Origin of the sequence: Ampullimonas aquatilis (assembly GCF_049675895.1) — a bacterium.
Lineage (GTDB): Bacteria > Pseudomonadota > Gammaproteobacteria > Burkholderiales > Burkholderiaceae_D > Ampullimonas > Ampullimonas aquatilis.
Genome location: NZ_CP183834.1, coordinates 2868313 through 2892383 on the forward strand (window position 1 = coordinate 2868313; position 24071 = coordinate 2892383).

Below are 24071 nucleotides of genomic sequence, written 5' to 3' on the forward strand. Positions count from 1 at the left end.
AAAGGGAGCCGCAGCTCCCTTGAAGGGCAGTTGGAGAACTCGCCTATTGAACCTGTTTGATGACCAGCTCGGTGAAAGGCCAAACATAAGCCTGCAAAGTCACCAGAATACCTACCATGATGGCCAATACCAGCGAATGCATAAACACATAGCGCAATATCTTGCCTTCATGGCCAAACCATTGGGTTGCCGTTGAAGCCACCACAATCGATTGTGCATCAACCATCTTACCCATGACACCACCAGAACTATTGGCTGCCGCCATCAAGATTGGGCTTAAACCCAATTGCTCTGCCGTAGTTCTTTGCAGTCCACCAAACAGCACATTGGAGGCCGTATCGGAACCAGTCAATGCCACGCCCAACCAGCCCAGCAAAGTACCAAACATGGGGTAGAACCAGCCGGTGTGGGCAAAAGCCAAACCCAGCGTGGCATCTAATCCGGAGTAACGTGTCAGATAACCCAATGCCAGCATGGCAACAATCGTCATTAATGAAAAGCGGACCACCCAAACCGTTTTCATAAAGCTGCTCACCAAGCGTATCGGTGAATACCCCATCAATAAACCACTGATGATGGCAGCCAGGAAAATACCGGTTCCCGTCGTAGATAACCAGTTGAACTTGAAAACGGCTTCTTCTTTTTTCTCTTTTGGTACAACGGGCGGTACCTTGATAATCTTTTCGTGGATACCTTCAAATTTGAAAGTGGGTGCGTACACCGGATTGGCTTCAGACTTGGGCTTGCCCTTGTCATCCAGCACAACGGTACCCTCGGCACTGATGGCAGGGCGGGTATCAATGGCTTTTTTGAATTCCGGCATACCCCAAACAAACACGAAGACAGTCAGAATGACCCACGGCATCCAGGCCTTGGCCACTGAAAATTGCCGCCCATTATTCACACCACTTGGTGCCGCACTTGTTGTGGTGGCTTCAACGTGAGAGTCATCCTGTTCGCCCAGTTTAGCCAGGCGATAAACTTGTGCAGGTTGCCAGACCTTCAAAAATCCAACTAAACAAATCATCGAAACCAAGGCCGCAATCACATCCACCAGCATCGGGCCGTGATAGTTGGAAACCAAAAACTGAGGAATTGCAAATGACACCCCCGCAACCAAAATAGCCGGCCAAATTTCAATGGTTTTACGCCAGCCTGCAAATGCCCAGATCAACCAGAAAGGCACCAACACCGAGAAAAATGGCAGTTGGCGTCCCACCATGGCCGACAAGGCCATTTCATCCAGACCGGTGACCTTGGCCAAGGTAATCACCGGCGTGCCCAGTGCGCCATAAGCCACTGGCGCTGTATTGGCAATCAAGGCCAATCCCGAGGCTGCTAAAGGAGAGAACCCCAAACCTATCAAAATTGCGCCGGTTACGGCCACTGGCGTACCAAAACCAGCAGCACCTTCAAAGAAGGCACCAAAACAAAAAGCGATCAATAAGAGTTGCAGACGGCGATCTTCGGTAATGCGCGTTAAAGATTGCTGCAACACCGAGAACGAACCATTATCGGTTGTCAGTCGATGCAAAAAAATGATATTCAGAACAATCCAGCCAATTGGTACCAGACCATTTAGCGCACCATATTCTGCCGCATCAATCGCCATATGGGTTGGCATACCAAAACCAGTGATGGCAATCAACAAGGCTGCAAGCAATGCAAAGAGCGCCGCCCAATGCGCCTTGATATGAAAAAATGCCAATGCCACCAACATCACCACCACCGGCACTGCTGCCAATAGCGATGAAAGAAAGATACTGCCAAACGGATCGTAGAGTTGCTGCCAGGTCATGGTTGTCTCCTAATGTGGATACTGCTTTTTGAGCATGTCCCGCAAAGTGTTTTTGGCGGGTTTTAGTGGGGTACGGGATTGTGTCCATCCCGCTTGTACTGGGGGGGTTAAAAAATTAAAGCGTGATGCCAACCAAAGAAAATTTCGATACAGCATCGTATTGCCATAGATGATGCGCCAGGCCTTCCAGGCCAAACTCTGCAAAGTGCCACGCGCCTGGCCTTGCCCCTTGAGCGGTAACTCGCCCGCATGCGCTTCATGTTGCGCCGCTTCACGCAATTGCATGAGGATGTCGGGAATGGGTATGCCAACAGGACAAACTTCACCGCAAGCCCCACATAAACTGGATGCGGTGGGCAAATCCTGAGTCACCTTCAAATCTTGCAGATGCGGTGAAATGATCGCGCCAATTGGCCCTGGATAAGTGGTACCGTAAGTCAACCCACCGACGCGGGTATAGACCGGGCAGTGATTCATGCAGGCACCACAGCGAATGCATTGCAGCGAAGCCCGATAGGATTCGTGCTGATAAGCTTGTGTACGGCCGTTATCCAGCAGAATCAGATGTAATTCCTTGGGACCATCTTTTTCGCCCTCACGCCGTGGGCCAGTGATGATATTGAGATAAGTCGTCGTCGCCTGCCCAGTTGCTGAGCGCGTCAGCAATGAAAACAGCGGCGGCACGTGATCCAGCCGTTCCACAATCTTTTCAATACCCGTAATGGCGATATGAACCGGCGGCACCGTCGTACACATGCGGCCATTACCCTCATTTTCCACCAGGACAATCGACCCGGTTTCGGCCACCAGAAAATTGGCGCCAGACACACCGATATCGGCTTCCATGAATTCGGTCCGCAAGATATTGCGACCGATCCGGATCAATTCATCCACATCCTCGGTATAGGGTGTATTGGGGATCTGCTCTGCAAACAGTTTGGCGATATCCTGCTTGGTTTTGTGAATGGCGGGCATGATGATATGACTGGGGCGCTCACCCGCCAATTGGACGATATATTCGCCCATATCGGACTCCAGACAATTCACACCATGTCTGGCCATCTCATGATTGAGCTCGATCTCTTCCGAGACCATCGACTTGCCCTTGATCAGGCGGGTAGCCTGATGCTGCTGTGCGATTGCCAGAAAAATCTGATTCGCCTGCTCGGCATTTTCAGCGTAATGCACTTGCACGCCCAGACTGGTCAACCTGCTTTCCAGTTGTTCTAGCAAATCAGGCAAGTGGGCAAGACTGTATTGACGGATCGCCTCACCGGTAGCGCGCATGCTGGCAAAGACTTCAGGACTTTCAAATTGCGCCGCGCGACGTGTCATCAAATAATCCATGGCACCACGAAAGCTTTTGCGTAAATGCGGATTACTGACAACCTCTCGACTACGTGCCTTGAAGTCGGCCGCTGAAACAAATTGCATTGACTGACTCATGATGTCACCCCTGCAGCAGTGTCTGGCAAATCATCACGCACCAACACAATCAATAATTGCTTGGGACCATGTGCACCATATGCCAGCGTTTGTTGAATATCGGCTGTTTTGGAAGGACCGCTAATCATCAGCAAATTGGTTGGCATATGCTGGGCCCAGCCAAAATGCTGTTGCGCACTAGCCAAAGTATCTTGAATCTGACTGGCATAGAGCAAGGCAATATGTACTGGGGGCACCAGGGACATGGTGCGTGGTTCGCGTTCATCGGGCCACAAGATCAATGTGCCAGTCAGCGCAATTGCGCCAATCGTAGTGGTCATGCTGATAGCTACCTCATTAAACAGGCTCGGCTTCCAGGCTTCAATCGGCTCATCAAACCAGCGTAATCTATCTGCACCAAGTTGCTCTACCAATCTTGACGCAATGGCCGTATTTCTGCCCGCCAGCAACTGTGGTGCCGCAACTTGCTGCATGATCTGCGCAACTTGCAATGACCACTGTCCTTCGGTGGTCTCCATCACCTCGGCATGCCAAGCCTTGGCTTGAGTGATGAAATTTTCAATCTTTTCTTGCTCATTGCTAAAGCTGACCACTGGGATTGCCACACCCAAAAGTGGATCAAGCGGTTTGACTGCCGTAGCAGGTGCCTCACGCAACTTGGTCAATATATTTTTGCGAGCTTGTTGACTGGCTTTAAGAATGGAATCATTCATCATGTTTGCCCACTGCCAAACTTTGTTTGATCAGGCTTGCAATATGAACACCACGCAAACTATCCCCTTGCTTTTCGAGCGTGTGATTCAAATTCAGCAGGCAACCGCAATCCGCCGATACAAACTGCTCGCAGCCTGTCGCGCGAATGGCGGCCAGCTTGTCTTCAGCCATAGCGGCCGATACGGCTGGGTGCTTCACAGAAAAGGTTCCGCCAAAACCGCAACACTCGGACTCGTGATCCTGCATTTGCAACTGCACCCCCGGCAATTTGCGCAATACCGCAACGCCCGTTGTCAATGAGCCCATTTCACGGCGCGCCGAGCAAGAGGTATGCAGCACAATTTTTTGGATCTGCGGGGTTGCAGTTGACCAAAAAGTGTCAGGAAACTGCAGCACAAGTTCGCTGAACTCAACCACCCGTGCGGCAATCGCCTGTGCCTTGGCAAGCTGGGCAGGATCGTCGGCAAACAGTTTTGGCCAATGATGTTTGATCATGCCGCCACATGAACCTGATGGCACCACAATGGGAAAATCTTCAGGAAATAAATCAAGCTGCGCCGCAGCAACCCGGCGGGCTTCCTCGGGAAAACCGCTGGTATAAGCGGGCTGACCACAGCAGGATTGCGCCTGTGGAAATTCAACATGAATCCCTGCCTGCTGCAGCACGGTAATAGCATCCATGCCAGCTTGCGGCATGAACATATCGATCACACAAGTCGCAAAAAAATAAATTTGCTTGGGCAAATGATTTTCTAAAGATTTATCAGGGTTTTTCATGGTGTCTCCAATGCGCGGAATTCTGACACGCTTAATTTTTAATGGTATATTGGTCAGACCAATAATTTACAAAGACCATGAAACATCTTATTGCCAGCAACCTGCAGCAAACTCTGGTTCAACAACTGGAAAAAGCCATTCTGGAGCGCACCTACAAACCAGGAGAGCGCTTGCCACCCGAACGCGAGTTTGCCGACAAACTCGGGGTTTCACGCTCGACCCTGCGCGAAGCCATTGGACAGTTGGTAACGGCAGGCATGCTGGTACGACGTCACGGTGATGGCACTTATGTCACCGATCAGATTGACGCGCGCATGTCCGACCCTTGGACCGATTTACTCAAGCGCCATCCTTTGCTGCAAGGCGATTTATTGGAATTCAGAAAAATGCTGGAGGCAGAAACCGCCACGCTAGCGGCCCAGCGCGCCAATGCGGCCGACAAAGAACATCTGCAAAAACTCTTTGACAGGATGGATAAGGCCTATCAATCCAATGATCGAAAAATTCAGGTTAAAACCGATGTTGCCTTTCATCGTGGCATTGCCGATGCCACCCACAACCCAGTATTTTCGTACCTGATGGGCAACCTGATGACCTTGCTGCATGAGCATGTACATATCAGCATCTCCGACGTTTTACCCGACTCGGAAACAGCCCGACAGTTGATGCGACAACATCGCGTCATCCTGGATGCCATCATTGATGGGGATGCAAGCCGCGCCCGCAAAGCGGCAAGCACGCATCTGATTTATATTGCACAAAGATTGAACGACGAAGAACGGCTGAGTACACGCAGAAAACGCCATACCGAATAAATCGTTGTTTAAATGGCACCATGAAACCCAACACCAGGTTAAATAAATTGCTGAATCTAATGCCAGCTATTGAGATTGATTTACCCAAAGTGTTGTCACGATATTGGTAAAGCATCAAGGCTTGCCAGACCGCTTTCGTCGCATTCCCGATACGGCCGATTCTCCTACACCGCAGCATCACACAAATCTGCGACAATCGCGTTCTTGCTAGGGTGCCATGTGCTTTGCGGGCATCATCCATTGCTGATTTTTAGAAAGACATCACCATGAAATTTCGCTTTCCGATTGTCATTATTGACGAAGACTTTCGCTCCGAAAACACCTCCGGTCTGGGCATTCGCGCGCTGGCCGATGCGATGGAGGCGGAAGGCATGGAAGTGCTAGGCGTGACCAGTTATGGTGATCTGTCGCAATTTGCGCAGCAGCAAAGCCGTGCTTCGGCGTTTATCCTGTCAATTGATGACGAAGAATTTGGCGCTGGCTCACTCGAAGAAACTGATCATGCCTTAAAGTCATTGCGGGCGTTTGTGAGTGAAATCCGCTACAAGAATGCCGATATTCCGATTTATATCTATGGTGAAACGCGCACCTCGCGCCATATTCCCAATGATATTTTGCGCGAGCTGCATGGCTTTATTCATATGTTTGAAGATACGCCCGAATTTGTGGCACGCCATATCATTCGCGAAGCCAAGGCCTATCTGGATGGTCTGGCACCGCCCTTCTTTCGCGCGCTGGTGCATTATGCTCAGGATGGTTCCTATTCATGGCATTGCCCGGGACACTCCGGTGGCGTGGCGTTTTTGAAAAGCCCGATTGGCCAGATGTTTCACCAGTTTTTTGGTGAAAACATGTTGCGCGCCGATGTCTGCAATGCGGTGGAAGAACTCGGCCAATTGCTCGACCATACCGGCCCGGTGGCCGCATCGGAACGCAATGCAGCACGTATTTTCAATGCCGACCATTGTTATTTTGTGACCAACGGTACCTCCACGTCCAACAAGATGGTGTGGCATGCCAATGTGGGGCCTGGTGACATTGTGGTGGTGGACCGCAACTGTCATAAGTCGATTTTGCATGCGATCATGATGACGGGTGCCATTCCTATTTTCCTCACGCCAACCCGTAATCATTTAGGCATCATCGGCCCGATTCCGCTGGAAGAATTCACACCGGAAACCATTCAGAAAAAAATTGAAGCCAATCCTTTTGCGCGGGAAGCCGTTGCCAAGAGTGGCAACAAGATGCCACGGATTTTGACCATTACCCAATCCACTTACGATGGCGTGCTGTACAACGTCGAAACCCTCAAAACCTTGCTGGATGGCAAGATCGGGACCTTGCACTTTGATGAAGCCTGGCTGCCGCACGCCACTTTTCACGAGTTTTACGAGCATATGCATGCGATTGGCAAAGACCGGCCACGCCCTAAAGAGTCGATGATCTTTTCGACCCAATCGACCCACAAATTGCTGGCTGGTCTGTCGCAAGCTTCGCAAATATTGGTGCGCGAATCAGAGTCACGCAAGCTGGATCGTCACGTCTTTAATGAAGCGTATCTGATGCATACCTCGACCAGTCCGCAGTACGCCATTATTGCTTCATGCGATGTGGCCGCAGCAATGATGGAGCCACCCGGCGGTACCGCACTGGTTGAAGAAAGTATTCTGGAAGCGCTCGATTTTCGCCGTGCCATGCGCAAGGTGGACGAAGAGTTTGGTCTGGACTGGTGGTTCAAGGTCTGGGGGCCGGATGACATTGCCGAAGAAGGGATTGGCACGCAAGCCGACTGGATGCTCAAGACCGATGCCTCGTGGCATGGCTTTGGCCCGCTTGCGCATGGCTTTAATATGCTCGACCCGATCAAGGCCACCATCATCAACCCAGGTCTGGATGTATCGGGCAAATTTGCCGAAAGCGGCATCCCGGCCTCGATTGTCACCAAATTTTTGGCGGAACATGGCGTGATCGTCGAAAAGACGGGCCTGTATTCTTTCTTCATCATGTTCACCATTGGTATTACCAAAGGCCGCTGGAATACCTTGCTGACTGCCTTGCAGCAGTTCAAGGATGACTATGATAAAAATGCGCCACTCTGGCGGATCCTGCCCGAGTTTTGCGCTGGCAATAATGGCAAGAATGCGCGCTATGAACGCATGGGGCTGCGCGAGTTATGTCAGCAAATTCATGAGGCCTACAAAGCAGGCGACATTGCCCGGGTGACCACTGAAATGTATCTGTCCGATATGCAACCGGCCATGAAACCATCGGACGCCTTTGCCAAGATGGCGCATCGTGAAATTGATCGGGTGGAAATTGATGACCTCGAAGGCCGCATCACCGCCATCTTGCTCACGCCCTATCCGCCGGGTATTCCACTGCTGATTCCGGGCGAGCGCTTTAATCAGACCATCGTCAATTACCTCAAGTTTGCGCGCAGTTTCAACACCCAGTTCCCCGGGTTTGAAACCGACATTCATGGTCTGGTGATTGAGGAAGTGGACGGACAGAAACGCTATTACGTGGATTGTGTGCGCGACGCCTGAAGCACATCCCGATCCGCGTATCTCGATTGGGTTTCAGGGTACAGGTTCAGCGCACGGTGCCAAGACATTTTTTCAAACACGACAAGGCCTTTCAGTTTGCCGTATTTACAGTCAAAAAAGTGATACTGGGATAGAGTTTATTGATTATTTAACCGCTTAAGTGCGTTTTAATTAGGGCTATTTAAATACACATAGGGTGTATCAAAATAGCCCGTTTTTATTCTGACTCGATCTATTGACGGCATGCGCGGCCTGTCGACAACGCCCTATTCGCCCTTGGCCATGCCTTCGCGACGTGGATCGGCACCGCCCATCCAAAACAGCTCGCCATCCACCTCGGTGCGCATGATACCTTGCACACCCGAGCGCCACTCGACCTCATCAATGTGGTGTCCGCGTACTTGTAGTGCCTCCAAAATAGTCGCATCAAACTGGCCATGCTCCAGTTCGGTAAAACCATTGCGTGAACCAAAGTACGGCAGCTCGATGGCTTCCTGAATATTGAGTCCCCAGTCGAGCGCGGCAACCAGCGTTTTGGCCACATAATTAATGATCAACGGCCCACCGGGTGACCCCACACTGAGCACCAGTTGACCCGTCAGCTTGTCAAATACCAAAGTCGGTGCCATGGAACTGCGTGGCCGCTTGCCTGGCTGCACCCGATTGGCCACCGGCTGGCCATTTTCATCAGGCGTATAAGAAAAATCGGTCAGCTCGTTATTGAGCAAAAAACCATGCACCATGATGCGCGAGCCAAATGTGTCTTCAATTGTCGTCGTCATCGACACTGCATGGCCATAACCATCCACAATCGAAAAATGCGCAGTCGCCGGGCGCTCGGGATTGACCACCGATGTTTGCGAAACCTGCGCCCCTTTGGGCTGGCCTGGCTTGGCGCGCCCCAAGTCTTTTTCGCCCAGCAAGCTGGCACGTTGTGCCAGATAAGCCGGATCAAGCAGGGAATGCGTACTGCCGCCCGGCAGCGGCACATAATCAGTATCGGCCACATAAGCATTGCGGTCTGCATACGCCAGGCGCCCCGCTTCAGCCAGCCAGTGAATCGCACCTTCGTTGACCTGCCATTTACCCAGCGTGCCATCTTCATTCTCAGTGCGCTGTGGCTTTAAGGCGGCCATTTGCGCATCACTCAATTTGGCCTGCAAAATACCCAGAATTTGCGCCACCGCCAAACCACCCGATGACGGCGGCGGGACACCGCAGACCCGCCATTGACGATATTCGCTACAAACTGGTTCGCGCAAAATGGCCTCATAGCCAGCCATATCGGATTCACTCAACAAACCCGGGTTGGTGGGATGCTTTTTGACTTTATCAACAATATCCTTGGCCAGTGATCCGGTATAAAAGACATCTGCGCCATTTTTGGCAATCAGGCGTAGCACCTTGGCCAACTCAAGATTGCGAATGTAGGAACCGGCGGTTTTAGGACGGCCATCCTGGTCGTAAAAAAGCTCGGCAGCATCCGGATCACGCTTGAGAAACTCGTCTTTTGCCAAATAAGCTGCCAACAAAGGGCTGACCGGATAACCGGTTTCGGCCAGGCGAATTGCCGGTTGAAACAACTTTGCCCAAGGTAATTTGCCATGCGCCTGATGCGCGGCCTGCAACATCCGCAACACCCCTGGCACACCGACTGACCGCCCACCCACCAGGCCATCCCAATAGGGCATGGGCTCATTATTGGCCTGCATGAACAAACGCTCAGTCGCTGCCGCCGGTGCGGTTTCGCGACCATCATAGACAGCCAGTTTGCTGCCGTCAGCATGCAGAAGGAAAGCACCGCCGCCAATCCCAGAAGATTGCGGCTCAACCACAGTCATCACCATTTGCACCGCAATGGCGGCATCAACCGCCGTACCACCCGCTTTAAGAATCTGAAAACCCGCATCACTCGCCAACGGGTGTGGCGCAGCAACCATGATTTTCTTGCCCAATGCACTCATCACAGGCGTGGTTGCCACACCTGGTATGGGTAAATCCGAAGGTGGCTGATAAGTCCAGCCAGCATTGTTTTTAATTGGCGCCTGAGTACAAGCCCCCAGTACCAGACTGACAACCAACAGCAAGCCCATTAAATTGGGTGAACGCTTAGGCACAGCGGATTGTGGATGCTCGATCGACCGAATTCGCAGATAAGGCATGGATTCTGTGTCACTCCTTCACTCAGACTCTCAAGTTTACCGCGAATATGGCTGTTGCATGGGCCTTGCACCAATGAAAAACCCCGTCGCAAGGACGGGGTTTTAAGGGGTAGTCTGGCTTTGATACCAAATTGGCTAGCGCACTCGGCCAATCTTGGCTTTTCCTTTGCCTTTACCATTGGTCAGATTAAATTCTCGCTCTACCCGAATCCGGCGCATTTCTTCCATTTCAAGCATTTTTTTCTTCTTGTCCAGGCCAAACAAACCCTCAAATACTTCAAACCAGATAAATGCTCCGCCCAATGGGGCCAAAACCCACCACCAGGATATTTCTGCTACAGGACCGATTTCAAGCCATTTGCCCAAAACCAGTAATACCCCAATCCAAAGAAGTGGCATATTTCACTCCGGTTGTGACTAAATCAACACGGTCGATTCTAGCAAGCCAAATTTCCAGCTAAAATGCACTTTCCCACAAAACGATCAATTCTCTTTCCAAATTATCAGGAGATAATATGAAATCAAAAGTAATCGTGGCTGCATTGCTCTCACTGGGCCTGTCCACCGTTGCCATGGCAGAAGATGCCAAAGAACTCGCTGGCAAAAAATCCTGCCTGGCTTGCCACGCTATCGACGCTAAAGTAGTCGGCCCAGCATTTAAAGATGTTGCCAAAAAATACGAAGGCCAAAAAGACGCTGAAGCCAAACTGGCTGAAAAAGTTCTGAAAGGTGGCGCCGGTGTTTGGGGTCAAGTTGCGATGCCAGCTAACCCAATCACACCAGAAGAAGCCCATACCCTGGTTCACTGGGTATTGTCTCTGAAATAATCTGTTCAATGAACAGTCAAAAAGGGTGCCTCGTGCACCCTTTTTTATTACCGCTTGCCACAGGCCAGATGACAGATAATGCAGTTTTTGCCATTTCAGTCTAGCCATGACCAAGGAACGCACGCTCGATCGCATCGACTGCCAGCTGCTCAATCTGCTTCAGCAGGATAATCAGACTCCCACCCGTGAGTTGGCCGAAGCCACCCAGGTATCACAACCGACTTGTTTGCGCCGCATTCGTGATTTACGCGACAGCAAAATTATCCAGAGTGATGTCGCCATGGTAGATCCATTTGCTTTGGGCTACGGCTTGTCCGCCTTTCTGGAAGTGTCGCTGCAAAATCAATCCGACGAATCCATGCATGCCTTTGAAGCCACCATGAATAGTGAGCCCGAAGTGCTGCAGTGCTATTTTGTATCAGGCGAGTACGATTACTTTTTGGTCGTGCATGTGGTGGATATGGAAGCCTATTACCAGTTTGTGCGACGCGTGATTTCGGGCAGCGGCAACGTCAAACACTTTCAGAGTCGCTTTCCCATGAAACGCGCCAAGTTCACCACGCGGATTGCGTTTGATGAAGCCAATGAGACCGTTCAAGTCAGAATACCCGGTTGATACAGCCCGGACTCGCTCATTATCTGATTAAAAAAACAAGCAGAGTTTGACCTGGATCGTGAGCCGTTCAGGCCATGCTGGCATGATTGGCACAAGGGAGTAATGTCATGACAGATTCAATCATTGATGTGCGTGCTTGACCATGCTGAGCCAGCCCGGTTTTAGCGAAGCATTAACAGCAGCAATGGTTGCTGCATTGCTGGCCGTCTGGCTAATGCGTTCGCGGCCAGAGCAGCGTGGCCTTGTCATCAACATGCTGCTGGTTGATGCACTTGGCCTGATCGCCTTGCTATCACTTGATTTTGTCCATCTCTCACAGCTGCATCCCAAACTTGGGCCGATTGCCCGCGAAGCCGCTTTAAGCTTGGTCGCCTGGGCAGTCATTCGAATTGGTGTGACCTTTCTATTTCGCATCTCGCTCAGCTTTCTCAAGCTACCCCGCATTCTGGATGATATGGTCATCGTGGGTGCCTTGCTGGCCTATGCGGTCATGCGGGTTTATCTATCACATGAGGACTTATCCAGTCTGCTCACCACATCAGCCATTATTACTGGTGCCATTGCGCTGTCGTTGCAGGACACCTTCCAAAATCTGTGGGCAGGGATTAGCCTGCAAATGGATGATGCGTTGCGCATGGGTGACTGGATTCGCATTGATAACATCATGGGGCGCATTGTCGGTGTACGTTGGCGTTATGTCGCCATTGCCACCAACAATGGCGAAACCATCCTCGTTCCCAATAATGTACTGCTGAAGAATCATATGAACCTGCTGGCGCGGCGCGGTGAACAACGCATTGGCTGGCGTCGTGCCATCTTTTTCAATATGGGTTACGACTATCCACCCGGGCAGGTGATTGAAGTAGTCGAGCAGGCATTCGCCCATGCGGGTATCGCACATGTGGCCGATCAACCGACCGCTTTTGTGGTGTGCACCGATTTTGCGGCCAGCTCGATCCAGTATGCCTTGCGCTATTGGCTGACCGATCTCTCTCAAGACGAACAGACCGATTCGGCAGTTCGAGCACATATTTTTACCGCCCTCTTGCGGCGTGGCATGGAAATGCCCTACCCAATCAGCGAAATCATCCATACCTCACAGGCACGTCATAAAAATGTGCGTCATCTCGATGAGCACAGTCGCAAACTGGATGCCATTGAAACCATTGATCTATTTCAGACCTTGACTACCGATGAAAAAATCGAGCTGGCCGATCAACTTTATTCTGCACCATTTGCGCCTGGCGATCTGATCACCAAACAAGGCAACATCGCCCAATCCCTGTTCATTCTGGTTCGTGGTCGGGTACATGTGGAAGAAGATCAACACGACTCGCTAGCCGTTAGCAATAGCCATCGGCATCGGATTGCCAGCCTGGATGCGCCCAATATATTTGGTGAGCGCGCCATGCTGACTGGCGCACCGCGTCGCGCCTCAATCATCGCAGGTAGCGATGTACTTACCTATCGACTGGATCGCTCCGACTTTGAAACGCTGCTCAAGAAAAGACCTCATATTCTGGAAGGCTTATCGCAAACGCTGGCTGCGCGCCAAGCACATACCGAGGCATCACAAAAAGCACGTGATCAAGCAATGCCCAATGACTCTGTGGCACAAGACCTGCTGAAACGGATGAGGCAATTTTTTGGTTTGTAATCAAGATCCGCTGAACTTGGAAACTTAAATTCTGCTACGCTCATTGTCTTTATTGCCAGCAAGGAGTAATCATGGCCCAGCCATCAACTGACACCACAACGCCAAAGCTTTACCTGGATGATTTATCTGTCGGGATGCGCTATCACAGCGCTGAATATGCAATGGATAAAGCCGCTATCGTCAGCTTTGCCGAACAGTTTGATCCGCAACCGTTTCATCTGAATGAGGCTGCGGCCCAAGCCAGTTTTTTTGATGGCCTGGCTGCCAGTGGCTGGCATACCGCCGCAATTACCATGCGCCTGCTAGTCACCAGTGGCATGCCGCTGGCTGATGGACTGATTGGCGCGGGTGGTGAAATCAGCTGGCCACAGCCAACCCGGCCTGACGACATCCTGCATGTAGAGAGCGAGATCGTGGCTATTACACCATCACGCTCCAAACCCAATCAGGGAATGGTGACGGTGCGCAGTGAAACGCTGAATCAGGATCATCAGATCAAGCAACTGATGATTGCCAAGTTGCTGGTGTTTCGTCGCCCCATATGACTTGCAATTAACTTCGCAGCAAGACTATTGAAGATTGATTGCTAACGTGATTTTTTCCTGCGCAATTTGATGTTGAGCATTTCAACACCCAGAGAAAAAGCCATCGCAAAATAGATATAACCCTTGGGTACATGATGCCCCATACCCTCGGCAACCAGCGTCACACCGACGACAATCAGAAATGATAAAGCCAGCATTTTGATGGTTGGGTTGTCAGACACAAAGCGGCCAATTGCGGCGGCAAACAACATCATCAAACCCACTGAAGCAATCACGGCAGCAATCATCACAGCGACCTGATCCACCATACCCACAGCCGTGATGATGGAGTCGAGTGAAAAAACAATATCAATCACCATGATCTGCAGGATGATCCCGGTAAAGCTGACTGGCTTGATTTTTTTGGTCAACTCTTCTTCATCATGCTCAAACTCATGATGGACTTCCTTGGTGCTTTTGTAGAGCAGAAATATGCCACCCGCAATCAAAATCAGATCTCTACCCGAGATAGGACGATCCAGCACAGTAAAAAATGGTTCAGTCAACCCAATGATCCACGACAACACCAGCAACAAACCAATGCGCATGAACATTGCCATAAACAAGCCAAGGCGACGCGCCAGATTATGTTGCTCAGCAGGCAGACGATCCACCAGAATCGAAATGAAAATCACATTATCGATACCCAGAACCAGCTCTAGTGCCGTCAGGGTGAAAAAGGAAATCCAGGCTGCGGGGGAAGTCAGTAACTCAATCACGTTGATCTCGAATCAAAAATCTAGAGGAAATGGCGGTTCCTAATGAATAGGCCGATGAGTGTAATGACTCACTCGTCCACATCACTGATGGTTTGCATACCAGCATGCAATAACTCGCCAACCAGCTCACTTAAAGAAATCTGACGAGCTTCGGCTTCTTCGTGTAACTGTTTGACAAGCTCACTTTTGAGTTTGACGGCAAAAGGCACCAGACCCAGCTCCTGATCACGTTTGCGTTGTTCGCGTTTGTCGAGTGGCTGCGATGATTGCACACCAAAACGGCCCGGAATACTTGCCAGATTCATCTTGCTGCGAATCTTCAAACCTTTGTTTTTTTCGAGATCAGTTTTTTTCACTTTAATTGGTCGGCTAATAATAATGAGCGCATTTTAGACGGTTTAATCCAGTTCAGCCTAATTGCCCATGGCTTGAAGATCGAATCAAATCACTTATTTAAGCCCAGGCAAAATAAAACCTTTTATTTAAATGAAAGTGTGAGACAATTGTCGAGCAGGTCTTCTAGTAGCCTTTCCGGCATCTCCATTTTTTTCAAATTGGCTATCGGTTGGTTTTTCTTCCAGCCTTGCACCCAAACAACGCACATGCGTTGATTACTCAACATTTTTACAGGATTTATCAATGGCTACAGGTATTGTCAAATGGTTTAATGATGCCAAAGGTTTCGGTTTTATCAGCCCAGATGGTGGCGGTGAAGATCTCTTCGCTCACTTCTCAGCTATTCAAGACGCAGGCTTCAAAACCCTCAAAGAAAATCAAAAAGTGTCTTTTGATATTGCAACTGGCCCTAAAGGCAAACAAGCTTCCAATATCAAACCGCTGTAATTCATCACAGCAACACAAAAAAATGGCCCGGGTCACCGGGCATTTTTTTTCCTTTTTCCCTTTCGCAAGCCAACCGGAGAACATATTGGCCAAAGAAGATCTCATTGAACTGGAAGGCCTTGTTTCTGAAGTTCTGCCCGATACCCGCTACCGTGTTGTGTTGGATAATGGTTTTGAAATCATTTCCTACGTTTCGGGCAAAATGAAAATGCACCGCATCAAGATCCTCGCCGGTGATCGCGTTACCGTTGAAATGTCGCCCTACGATCTGACTAAAGGCCGTATCCGCTTTCGTCACAAAGATGAACGTGCCACCACCAATACTGCACGTCGCACCTATCGTCCTCGCTAAAGTGTCTGCTTCTGATAGCAGACCATTATCATACTGGCAATACTGAATGCTTTTGCTATCAGCTTCGACTAGGGTGGTTTCTTGTCTCGTCAGGTATGCTTAGGTTGCTACCATGTGCCTTTCTGGAATTAGTCACGCAATCTGTTCGGATGCACTGATTCCATTGATAACGCCACCATTTGCTTAAGCTGCTCGTGCTATTCCCATTTGCCCAATGAGCGCCTTTTCACTGCTATCACGCAGACCATAAAATAGCGCAACAAATCCCACTACGCACCTGATTAAATCAATCAACATCCTATACTCTCAGGGAGTTCATGTTTATTTAAGCTCATACAGTGCGTAAGTAAATGATAATTTTAAATACCCTATAGCAGTATCCACTAAATAAAAAGAGCATCATTCAATCGATCTGACTTGATGACGCTCTTTTTAACAATCTGCGCAGTTTGTAGTGGGCACACCTGCTGATATGCCATCCTGGTTTCAGACCAGCACTGGACGCAACATCGCTTCTTCGGTTGGCTCCGGTTTACCCAAAAATGCAAACTGCACTTCAGGTTGACGACCGGTGACGATATCGGCCAATGCCTTGCCGGAACCAACGCCCATCGTCCACCCCAAGGTGCCATGGCCGGTGTTCAGATAAAGATTGCTGAGTTTACTTTGGCCAATCAAAGGCACATTGGATGGCGTGGCTGGACGCAGGCCACTCCAGTAGAGCGGATTGTCATAGTCGCACGCATCGGGAAACAGCTCCCGGGTACGACGTGTGATTGCGGCACAACGAGTGGGGTTGAGATCACGCTGATAACCATTGAGCTCGGCAGTGCCAGCTACCCGCAGACGATTACCCAAACGCGAAAACACCAGCTTGTAGCCATCATCCGTCAAGCTGATGGTGGGTGTGGTACCTGGATTGACCACATTATAGGTAGCCGAATAACCCTTGGCCGGATAAATCATGGCGGACAGACCAATCGGCTTGAGCAACTCGGGGCTGAAACTACCCATCGCCATCACATAGGCATCCGCTTCGATCAGGCTATAACTGCCATCCGGTTGAATCACTTCAACGCCTTTGATGCGCTGACCATCACGTAACAAACGGGTGATGGTATGACCATATTTAAACTGCACACCCTTGTCGGCAGCACGATCCGCCAGCTGGCTAGTAAAACGCTGAATATCACCGGACTCATCGGACGGTGTATAAGTGCCACCCACAATTTTGTTGCGCACAGTAGCCAGTGCTGGCTCCAAAGCGACCATTTCATCGGCTGTCTTGATTTCACGTTCGCAACCATAGCGCTTCATCAGCTCGGTTGGGCCCAAGGCACCATCAAACTCTTTTTGATCAGTATAAAAATGCAGGATACCGCGTTCGAGCAGATCATATTCAATATTCAACTCGCGACGCAATGACTGCAAGGTACTGCGGCTATACGCAGCAATGGCAAGAATCTGGATGATATTGCGACGGGTGCGTTGCGGGCTGCACTCACGCAAAAACTGCATGCCCCACAACCATTGACGCAAGTCAGGTCGCAAACGAAACAGCAAGGGTGCATCTTCATGACCCAGCCATTTGAGAATTTTGAGTGGTGCATTGGGATTGGCCCAAGGTTCGGCATGTGACACCGAAATCTGGCAGCCATTAGCAAAACTGGTTTCCCGCGCCGCGCCCTGCTGACGCTCGATGACGGTCACTTCACAGCCACGCTGATTTAAAAACCAAGCACTGGCCGTACCTAAAATACCTGCACCTAAAACTGCTACTTTCATCTTCTTCCCCATGGCAAATCTATTCTGACAGGCATGAAGTCTAACCAAAATAAAACGATTCAAGTAATCATTTTTATGTCATTTTTTTAAATTAAAAAAATAAAAAAACCCATTTTTGTTTAAATAAGAAAAACAAAACCACTTTTCATTTTAAAAATATAAACACAAAAATTACTATTTCTCACCCATAAAAAACCACATGAAATCATTGCCATAAAGCGACGACTGACATGACTGAATCGGATTTGAGCCAGCAAACAGGATCAGTCGGCGTGGTGATTGCGCCAGTTGGGATCAGCCTCGGTTTGCTGGATCGCCACCGCTGGCGTTTGATTGAGACTGGCGCGAGCCCGCAGACGACGCATCAGCTCGTCACGGATCTGCACCTTCAGATTGATGGTGGCAATACGCAATTGTTGCTGCAATACTTGCGTCACCACATCGTTGATGGTTTCGTCGAGCAAGGTGGTGAGCTGCTGCTCCATATCGGCTGATAACAGAGCGGCGGCTTGAACTGTCCGAGTTTGCGCATCGTTAGTGATTTCACCAAAGACAAAGCCATCATCGGTGGTGCTATTGATGGTCAGCGTGGTCTTTTCAGCATCATCAGCCAATTGTGCCGACTGGGCCATCTGCTCGTCAAAATGCTCCAGCGCTTCTGCCAGCAGGGCATCGGTCTGTGTGAGTACACTGTGGTAGTCCACTTCGACCAGTGAATCCAGATTGAGGACTTCCTCATTGAGCAACGGAATTTCCTCTTCCAGCTCGGCCAAATCCAGATCCATGCCATCGCCCATAGCCTCATCAACCGATACCAGCATCTCGGTCAGCACCGGTATCACCTGATCATTTTTATGTTGCTCATGCAGACGCAAATCCTCAACTGAAGCCCCATTCATCTGGCTCGCATAACCATTGACGGTGCTTGACTCCTGAGGAATGATGGACAAAGCTTCATGGCGCGACTCTGTCGTCGCCCAGGGCTCTTCCTTGCTGAAATGAAATTCAGTCGGCAGAAAATCGGTATCGGTCAGAAAGTTGCTGATGCTATCCGGCGCGGACTCATCTTTTTTCTTGCTCTTGCCGAAGATGGGCCAGCGAATCATGCCTGCTCCACATCGTGTGTTGCCAGCTGATAACCACGCTCCCGATAAAAGCGGTAACGCTCACGCGCCTGCTCTTTGCCCACTTCGTCTTGCGGCACAATTTCAAGCAAACGCTGATAGCGGGCAAAGTGATCAGGGACAGTATCAGTCAGGTTAAGCAGCACATCAGTATCGGTACTGGCCGCGGCATCCGTCGTGAGCAACACGGCTGACAAGGCTGCCTGCGGCGTCCCCACCTTGCTGTGGGGAATGAAATCCAGCGCCGAGAAGCGCCAGAGCTCGCGATCAACTTCATCCAATTGTTGCTCGGGACACAAGATCACCAGCTTTTGGCCGGTCTTGGCCTGACTGGCGTAGGCCTTGCGCGCCAGGCGGCACGCAAAAGCCAGTTTGCTGGGAACAAAACGATAAAAGTCGATATGCGTCATCCGACTATTTTATGCTGTTTTTGCCAACTTTTTCCTTGTTAAGGGAGGGAAAGTTGTAAACCTTTTACGACAACTTACTGCCATTGACCAGATTTAACAAATTCCACCAATAATGGCACGGGTCGACCCGTTGCGCCTTTGGCTGCACCGCTCTTCCAGGCCGTACCGGCAATGTCCAAATGCGCCCAGCGATATTTTTCGGTAAAGCGCGCCAAAAAGCAAGCGGCCGTCACACTGCCTGCCGCCCGGCCGCCAATATTGGCCATATCCGCAAAGTTGGACTTGAGCTGCTCCTGATATTCTTCATCCAGCGGCATACGCCAAACCGTATCCAGACTGGTTTTACCGGCCTTGCTCAAGGCCTCGGCCAAGGCATCATCTTTGGTGAAAAGACCTGAATTGACATGACCCAAAGCAATAATGCAGGCACCTGTCAGGGTGGCCACATCCACCACGGCCGCAGGTTTAAAACGCTCGCTATAAGTCAGCGCATCACACAATACCAGGCGCCCTTCGGCATCGGTATTCAAGATTTCAATGGTCTGGCCGGACATGCTGGTGACAATATCACCGGGTTTGCTGGCACGATCAGATGGCATGTTTTCGGCGGCTGGCACAACCACAGTCAGATTAACTGGCAACTGCATTTCAGCCACCGCTCGAATCGTACCCAAGACCGAAGCTGCCCCACACATATCGTATTTCATCTCGTCCATCTCGGCACCTGGTTTGAGTGAAATGCCGCCGGTATCAAAAGTAATCCCCTTGCCCACCAATACCACGGGTGCAGTTTTGGCACTGGCACCGGTGTACTGCAATACGATGAATTTAGATGCTTGTGCAGAACCTTTGCCCACCGACAGCAAAGAGCCCATCTTCAAAGCCTGCATCTGTTTTTCATCAAGAATCTCCACCTTGAGCTTGAACTCGCGCGCCATTTTTTTAGCGGTATCGGCCAGATAAGTCGGTGTGCAGATATTGCCTGGCAAATTACCCAGATCTTTGGTCAAGGCCATACCATTGGCCAAGGCCACGCCGTGTAACAGGGCCATTTTGGCAGCGGCCTGCTCGGCGGGCGCCACACTCAGGATGATCTCGGCAGGGCCTGCTGGATCAGTCTCTTTTTTACTTTTGAACTGAGGAAAGTTGGCAATAAAACGATAGGCCGACTCCCGCGCCAATTGCACGGTGGTTTGTACAGCCCAGGCTGTGTCACGATCACTGATCAATACTTCAGGCAGACTGAACAAGATCTGGCTGGCCTTGGTATCACCTAGGGCTTTCAACGCTGCTTTGACAGCTGCGCTATAGGCCTTGGCGTTAAAGTCATCTTGTTTACCCAACCCAACCAATAATACCCGTTGTGCAGTCACGCCAGCCAATGCGGGAATCAACAGCGTCTGGCCTTTTTTGCCGGTAATATCACCCAGCTTGGCAATCTTGGATAAACCACCTTGAGCTGCTTCATCACATTGCGTTGCAGCCGCCGTAAATGCGCTGCCTTCAAACAGGCCAATGACCCAGCAATCGGTTTTGAATTGTGTTGCCAGATTGGCTTTTCTTGCCGTGGTTTTACCAGTTGGCACTGCAGCCACATCAAAGGCTTTTATGCTAAATTCCATGACTATATTTCCTGTTCAACGAATGAGATGAATGCACGTAATGATGCTGATGATACCGCGCCCATTGCGTGACTGACCAGCTCGGATTATCACCATTCTTGCTGCGATGGCATAGTCCTTTCATCGTTTGGCCGGGATGAAATTATTGAGTCTGTGCGATTGCCGGGTCTGATGACCCGGCAACGATGCCCGCAATCCACATGACCAATAACCCTGGGTAAGCCGCATATCGACTGACCGCGTTACACTAGCGCCTTTCATTGTCTTGATGACAAGACACCTTCTACGAGATGTCATGATTTTTCAACGCGCCTTAATCCGTGAACTGACCCAGACTGCCGGTGCCGTGTTTCTGGTGCTCTTTACCATCACGCTCACCACCATGCTGATCCGCATACTCGGACAAGCCGCCGCTGGCAAGGCCGACCCACAAGATGTCTTGTCGCTGATTGGTTTTGCTGCCATGTCCTATGCTGGACTGATTCTCACGCTGACGCTCTTTGTGGCGGTGCTCATGGTGCTGACCCGTCATTACAAAGATTCGGAAATGGTGGTCTGGTTTTCCGCCGGACAAAGCCTGACCGCGTGGATTAAACCCATCATTCGTTTTGCTCTGCCGTTTTTGATCCTGATCAGTGTCTTGACCTTGTTTGGCTGGCCCTGGGCCAATCAGCAAAGCGCCACATTCAAGGATCGTTTTGAACAGCGCGATGACTTATCAAAAGTCACAGCCGGTCAGTTTCGTGAGTCCAATGGTGCCAATCGCATCTTTTTTGTCGAAGGCCTTAATGAAGCCGCCTCACGGGTGAAAAATATTTTTGTCTCGACCATTCAACAGCAAAAACTGGGCATCATGGTCTCCAAAGAAGGCTTTGTCGAAACCCAGCCCAATGGCGATAAATTTCTGGTGCTCGAATCCGGCAGGCGTTATGAAGGCCAACCCGGCAATCAGGATTATCGGGTGATGGAGTTTCATCAATACGGGATTTTGCTCGAAGAGAAAAAACCCACCAATCTGGCCGACCTGCAAAGCCGCACCAAATCCACTCAAGAGCTGATCACCCAACCCACGCTGCTCAATCAGGCCGAATTACTGTGGCGTCTATCACTGCCGCTCACCGCATTCAATCTGGTATTGATGGCCATTCCCATGAGCTTTGTCAATCCACGTGCTGGCCGCACCTATAGTTTATTGTTTGCGCTGCTCGCCTATGTGGTGTACTCCAATCTGGTCAATCTGGCACAAGCCTGGGTAGCGCAAGGCAAGGTACCCATGCTGGAAGCCATGCTTACCGTGCACGGCATTGCTTTTATGCTGGCGATGTTTTTGCTGTTGCGCCGAGTGTATGACTGGCAACCCGTTGCCACATTGTGCGATCATCTAAAAAGAAAGCAAGCCGCATGTTAGGTCTATTGCGCCCCAAAATCGTTGATCGCTATTTGTCCAACCAAATTCTGCAAGCAGTCCTGTTTGTGCTGGTGGCATTTTTGGCCCTGTTTACTTTTCTTGATTTGGTCAACGAGCTGGGCAGCGTCGGCAAAGGTAATTACCGCTTCATGCAAGCCTTCATCTTTGTGCTATTGGGCGTACCTGCACATATATATGAATTGCTGCCGATTGCAGGCCTGATCGGGGCAATCTACGTGTTTGCGCAACTGGCTGCCAATTCTGAATTTACTATTTTGCGCGCCTCGGGCATGAGTGTCTGGCAATCGGTCAAACTGGTTGTGCGGATTGGTCTGTTGCTGGTGGCCATCACCTATTTGGTGGGTGAATATGTCAGCCCGCCGATTGATCAGTTTGCACAACGCCTGCGCCTGAATGCCCTGGGTAATTCGGTCGCTGGCAACTTTCGTTCAGGTGCCTGGATCAAGGATAGCCCACCCAACCGGACCCGCTTTATCAACGTGGAGGAAATCAATCCGGATGCCACTTTAAGCACGGTCAAGATTTATGAGTTTGATCAAAACTTTCGGCTCATCAGCCTGCGGATTGCCGAACGGGCTCAATACATCGGCAGCAGCAATAACGGCACAAGCAATAATGAATGGCGCTTGCAAGATGTCAGTGAAACCTTGTTTGCTCAGGAGAGTCTGTCCGACATCACACCGCAAACCGCCACACAATACCAGCAAGCACCGCTGGTCACGGTTAAGCATCTGGACGAACTGCATTGGCAGTCGGAATTGTCACCCACCATTCTAGGTGCGATGATGATTGTTGATCCGGACAAAATGCCGATTCTCGATCTGGTCAATTTTGTCAGTCATCTCAATGAAAACAAGCAAGACTCTTCACGCTACCAAATTGCCTTCTGGAAAAAGGTGATCTATCCCTTTGCGGTGTTGGTCATGCTCTTGCTGGCGCTACCGTTTGCCTATATTCATTCTCGTGCTGGCGGAGTGAGTCTAAAAGTCTTTGGTGGCATCATGCTGGGTGTAACGTTTACCCTGGTCAATAATCTGTTCGCTCATATTGGTCTGCTCAACCACTGGATGCCCGTCATGGCAGCCATTGCGCCAAGCCTGATTTATCTCGGCATTGCCATCATCGCGCTGAAATGGCTGAACCGCACCTGACCCCGGCAAACTCACCACAATACATTGATTGAAAATTTCAACAAGGGAATTCTATGACGCAAGCCCTCATTCTGTTTGGTCATGGTGCTCGCGATCCACGTTGGGCTGAACCCTTTGAGCGCTTGCGCGATAAATTGGCGACCCATCTACCAGCACCACAGCAAGCCTCATTGGCCTTTCTGGAATTGATGACACCGAGTCTTGCAGACGCCGTTGCCCAACAGATTGCCAATGGCAGCACACAGATCACCATCATCCCGGTATTTTTTGGGCAAGGTGGGCATATTCGCAAAGACCTGCCCGCCCTGATTGAAACCATTCGCGCCAAGCACCCCAATATCATCATCCAATGCGCACCCGCTGTGGGTGAAGATGATGCGGTGTTAAATGCCATCACCAGCTACTGCCTGGCGCAACTCAATTAAGCAAAAAAACAGCAATTTTCCTGGAGTATATTGGAATATTGAGCCGTTAAGTGCATATACATTGATTAATTTTCTATACACCCATAGAGTATAAATTCAGATGATGGCAATTTGATTTGTCACCCTGTCGTTCACTCATCCAGCCAGCGCACCCTCATCGCCCGAATTGACGGACAAAACCAAAGTTATTCCAAGACATCAATCATTACCAAACTTTTAGAATCCAAGACATTGGAAATCATTCATCCCTTTGTCCTTATATAAAAGTT

23 protein-coding genes are annotated in these 24071 nt (G+C 50.3%); 11 read left to right on the forward strand and 12 right to left on the reverse strand.

Annotated features, from left to right (window positions below; translation table 11 throughout):
* Window positions 1-43: 43 nt before the first annotated feature.
* Genes ACMYR3_RS13385 through ACMYR3_RS13400 form a run of 4 tightly spaced genes read right to left on the reverse strand, consistent with a single transcriptional unit; the run spans window position 44 to window position 4735 of the window.
* Window positions 44-1798, reverse strand: coding sequence for an L-lactate permease (locus tag ACMYR3_RS13385; RefSeq protein ID WP_424192435.1), 1755 nt, complete (start codon window positions 1796-1798; stop codon window positions 44-46).
* Between the two features lie 9 nt (window positions 1799-1807).
* Window positions 1808-3244, reverse strand: a complete 1437-nt coding sequence (locus ACMYR3_RS13390) for a LutB/LldF family L-lactate oxidation iron-sulfur protein (RefSeq protein WP_424192436.1) — start codon at window positions 3242-3244, stop codon at window positions 1808-1810.
* Window positions 3241-3960, reverse strand: a complete 720-nt coding sequence (locus ACMYR3_RS13395; protein ID WP_424192437.1) for a LutC/YkgG family protein — start codon at window positions 3958-3960, stop codon at window positions 3241-3243. The genes ACMYR3_RS13390 and ACMYR3_RS13395 overlap by 4 nt, the downstream gene beginning before the upstream one ends.
* On the reverse strand, window positions 3950-4735 hold the full coding sequence (locus ACMYR3_RS13400; RefSeq protein WP_424192438.1) for a (Fe-S)-binding protein: 786 nt from the start codon (window positions 4733-4735) through the stop codon (window positions 3950-3952). The genes ACMYR3_RS13395 and ACMYR3_RS13400 overlap by 11 nt, the downstream gene beginning before the upstream one ends.
* Before the next feature lie 77 nt (window positions 4736-4812).
* Here ACMYR3_RS13400 and ACMYR3_RS13405 point away from each other — a divergent pair, with 77 nt between their 5' ends.
* Together ACMYR3_RS13405 and ACMYR3_RS13410 are read left to right on the forward strand one after the other, a co-directional pair.
* Window positions 4813-5550 (forward strand): FadR/GntR family transcriptional regulator, encoded by a 738-nt coding sequence (locus ACMYR3_RS13405; protein ID WP_424192439.1) that lies wholly within the window; start codon window positions 4813-4815, stop codon window positions 5548-5550.
* Between the two features lie 266 nt (window positions 5551-5816).
* Window positions 5817-8096, forward strand: a complete 2280-nt coding sequence (locus tag ACMYR3_RS13410; protein WP_424192440.1) for an Orn/Lys/Arg decarboxylase N-terminal domain-containing protein — start codon at window positions 5817-5819, stop codon at window positions 8094-8096.
* 266 nt (window positions 8097-8362) lie between these two features.
* On the opposite strand, the gene ggt is transcribed toward ACMYR3_RS13410, so the two are convergent.
* Both ggt and ACMYR3_RS13420 read right to left on the reverse strand, forming a co-directional pair.
* Complete coding sequence (ggt, locus tag ACMYR3_RS13415) at window positions 8363-10189, reverse strand: gamma-glutamyltransferase (RefSeq protein ID WP_424196513.1); 1827 nt, start codon at window positions 10187-10189, stop codon at window positions 8363-8365.
* Between the two features lie 204 nt (window positions 10190-10393).
* Entirely contained in the window at window positions 10394-10657 is a 264-nt protein-coding gene (locus tag ACMYR3_RS13420; protein ID WP_424192441.1) for a TIGR04438 family Trp-rich protein, read from the reverse strand.
* A gap of 116 nt (window positions 10658-10773) precedes the next feature.
* On the opposite strand from ACMYR3_RS13420, the gene ACMYR3_RS13425 reads away from it, so the two are divergent.
* From ACMYR3_RS13425 to ACMYR3_RS13440, 4 genes are all read left to right on the forward strand, one after another.
* Window positions 10774-11085 carry a c-type cytochrome gene (locus ACMYR3_RS13425; protein WP_424192442.1) on the forward strand — a complete coding sequence of 104 codons (312 nt, stop codon included), beginning with the start codon at window positions 10774-10776 and terminating at the stop codon, window positions 11083-11085.
* A gap of 106 nt (window positions 11086-11191) precedes the next feature.
* Window positions 11192-11701, forward strand: coding sequence for an Lrp/AsnC family transcriptional regulator (locus ACMYR3_RS13430; RefSeq protein WP_424192443.1), 510 nt, complete (start codon window positions 11192-11194; stop codon window positions 11699-11701).
* 142 nt (window positions 11702-11843) lie between these two features.
* Window positions 11844-13358 carry a mechanosensitive ion channel domain-containing protein gene (locus tag ACMYR3_RS13435; RefSeq protein ID WP_424192444.1) on the forward strand — a complete coding sequence of 505 codons (1515 nt, stop codon included), beginning with the start codon at window positions 11844-11846 and terminating at the stop codon, window positions 13356-13358.
* A gap of 71 nt (window positions 13359-13429) precedes the next feature.
* Window positions 13430-13903 (forward strand): MaoC family dehydratase, encoded by a 474-nt coding sequence (locus tag ACMYR3_RS13440; protein WP_424192445.1) that lies wholly within the window; start codon window positions 13430-13432, stop codon window positions 13901-13903.
* Between the two features lie 41 nt (window positions 13904-13944).
* Here the strand turns inward: ACMYR3_RS13440 and ACMYR3_RS13445 are convergent, their stop codons facing one another.
* Complete coding sequence (locus ACMYR3_RS13445) at window positions 13945-14661, reverse strand: TerC family protein (protein ID WP_424192446.1); 717 nt, start codon at window positions 14659-14661, stop codon at window positions 13945-13947.
* Between the two features lie 68 nt (window positions 14662-14729).
* The gene (locus ACMYR3_RS13450; protein ID WP_424196515.1) at window positions 14730-14966 is read right to left on the reverse strand and encodes a hypothetical protein; all 237 of its coding nucleotides are present in this window, start codon (window positions 14964-14966) and stop codon (window positions 14730-14732) included.
* Between the two features lie 334 nt (window positions 14967-15300).
* Between ACMYR3_RS13450 and ACMYR3_RS13455 the strand changes: the two genes are divergently transcribed.
* A complete protein-coding gene (locus ACMYR3_RS13455) occupies window positions 15301-15504 on the forward strand; it encodes a cold-shock protein (protein ID WP_424192447.1) in 204 nt (67 codons plus the stop codon).
* 85 nt (window positions 15505-15589) lie between these two features.
* Window positions 15590-15856, forward strand: a complete 267-nt coding sequence (gene infA, locus ACMYR3_RS13460; RefSeq protein WP_424192448.1) for a translation initiation factor IF-1 — start codon at window positions 15590-15592, stop codon at window positions 15854-15856.
* Window positions 15857-16342: 486 nt separating this feature from the next.
* Here infA and ACMYR3_RS13465 read toward each other — a convergent pair whose 3' ends face one another.
* The 4 genes from ACMYR3_RS13465 to ACMYR3_RS13480 all read right to left on the reverse strand — a co-directional run bounded on the left by ACMYR3_RS13465 (window position 16343) and on the right by ACMYR3_RS13480 (window position 20797).
* Window positions 16343-17641 carry a D-amino acid dehydrogenase gene (locus tag ACMYR3_RS13465; protein ID WP_424192449.1) on the reverse strand — a complete coding sequence of 433 codons (1299 nt, stop codon included), beginning with the start codon at window positions 17639-17641 and terminating at the stop codon, window positions 16343-16345.
* A gap of 263 nt (window positions 17642-17904) precedes the next feature.
* Window positions 17905-18747, reverse strand: a complete 843-nt coding sequence (locus tag ACMYR3_RS13470) for a hypothetical protein (protein WP_424192450.1) — start codon at window positions 18745-18747, stop codon at window positions 17905-17907.
* Complete coding sequence (locus ACMYR3_RS13475; RefSeq protein ID WP_424192451.1) at window positions 18744-19175, reverse strand: DNA polymerase III subunit chi; 432 nt, start codon at window positions 19173-19175, stop codon at window positions 18744-18746. Before ACMYR3_RS13475 ends, ACMYR3_RS13470 begins: the two co-directional genes overlap by 4 nt.
* A 74-nt stretch (window positions 19176-19249) precedes the next feature.
* Window positions 19250-20797, reverse strand: coding sequence for a leucyl aminopeptidase (locus tag ACMYR3_RS13480; RefSeq protein WP_424192452.1), 1548 nt, complete (start codon window positions 20795-20797; stop codon window positions 19250-19252).
* Between the two features lie 295 nt (window positions 20798-21092).
* Here ACMYR3_RS13480 and lptF point away from each other — a divergent pair, with 295 nt between their 5' ends.
* The 3 genes from lptF to ACMYR3_RS13495 are packed head-to-tail and all read left to right on the forward strand — an operon-like array spanning window position 21093 to window position 23802.
* Window positions 21093-22205, forward strand: coding sequence for an LPS export ABC transporter permease LptF (lptF, locus tag ACMYR3_RS13485; RefSeq protein WP_424192453.1), 1113 nt, complete (start codon window positions 21093-21095; stop codon window positions 22203-22205).
* Window positions 22199-23377 carry an LPS export ABC transporter permease LptG gene (gene lptG, locus ACMYR3_RS13490; RefSeq protein ID WP_424192454.1) on the forward strand — a complete coding sequence of 393 codons (1179 nt, stop codon included), beginning with the start codon at window positions 22199-22201 and terminating at the stop codon, window positions 23375-23377. The genes lptF and lptG overlap by 7 nt, the downstream gene beginning before the upstream one ends.
* A gap of 53 nt (window positions 23378-23430) precedes the next feature.
* Window positions 23431-23802, forward strand: coding sequence for a sirohydrochlorin chelatase (locus ACMYR3_RS13495; RefSeq protein ID WP_424192455.1), 372 nt, complete (start codon window positions 23431-23433; stop codon window positions 23800-23802).
* Window positions 23803-24071: the final 269 nt, after the last annotated feature.